Origin of the sequence: Luteimonas abyssi, assembly GCF_001482195.1 — a bacterium.
GTDB classification, from domain to species: domain Bacteria; phylum Pseudomonadota; class Gammaproteobacteria; order Xanthomonadales; family Xanthomonadaceae; genus Luteimonas; species Luteimonas abyssi.
Map to the genome: position 1 here is coordinate 252 of NZ_KQ759764.1, position 873 is coordinate 1,124.

Here is an 873-nt window from a genome sequence, read left to right on the forward strand (position 1 = left end):
CACAAGCGCTTTGATAATTCCTTTATGTCACACATGAACAAAGCATCTTTTAAACTTTCTTCTAACTTCTCATCAATATAAGCCTTAACTTCCCGATCATTAATATCAATACTCACATTGGCTATTGGCATTTATTTCACCTCTTTCTTTATCAAGGTCCTATCCACTTGCTGCTTATTGTATAATCCTTCAAAAGCTTCATATGCACATGATTTTGAACAAAATTCAGTTCCATTGTTACCAGCTCTATAAATAATTGTGTGTTCTGTTAAATACTCCCCACAATGAGCACAGGAAAGTGACTGATCAGGTTGTACACTTTCAATAATTGCTGCTACTTCTTCACGATCCATAATTTGATAGCCTTCACCAATAACGTATTTAGTTGGTTTATTATCGCGGTAATAAATTGTTCGATACTTTTGGCCTTCTTCACGCAATTGATTTTCTACTCTTGATACCTGGTGAAGATCAAATAAAAATTGTGTGTCGGAAACAGTATAGATCACCCATTTTTCATTCACCGCCACGGTTCTAAACCTCCTGCTCAATCATTTCCTTTTCAATAAGAAAAATATCATCGAATTTACACCCTAATGCATCACATATTTTTTTTGCAGTCGCAGGTCTAGGTGATTGTTTACCATTGGAAATTTGAATGAGCGTAGCTTCAGATATTCCGTTTTTTCTAGCAAATTCCCTTTTTGAATAACCCTCTCTAATAAGTTGAGATATAAATTCACTTTTTGATTTTAAAATGATCATTTCAACCCTCCTTTCTCAAGTAAATTACAGATTAAAATAACCAGAGTTTTGGTTATTTAAGATTACATACTAATCATATTAATAATAAATATGGTTGTCAAGTTATTT

The 873-nt window shown here is 32.9% G+C and carries 2 protein-coding genes; both read right to left on the reverse strand.

Annotation, left to right across the window (positions count from 1 at the left end; all coding sequences use genetic code 11):
* Positions 1-131: 131 nt before the first annotated feature.
* On the reverse strand, positions 132-530 hold the full coding sequence (locus RG19_RS17790; RefSeq protein ID WP_157515400.1) for a hypothetical protein: 399 nt from the start codon (positions 528-530) through the stop codon (positions 132-134).
* 4 nt (positions 531-534) lie between these two features.
* The gene (locus RG19_RS17415; protein ID WP_082672865.1) at positions 535-765 is read right to left on the reverse strand and encodes a helix-turn-helix transcriptional regulator; all 231 of its coding nucleotides are present in this window, start codon (positions 763-765) and stop codon (positions 535-537) included.
* Positions 766-873: the final 108 nt, after the last annotated feature.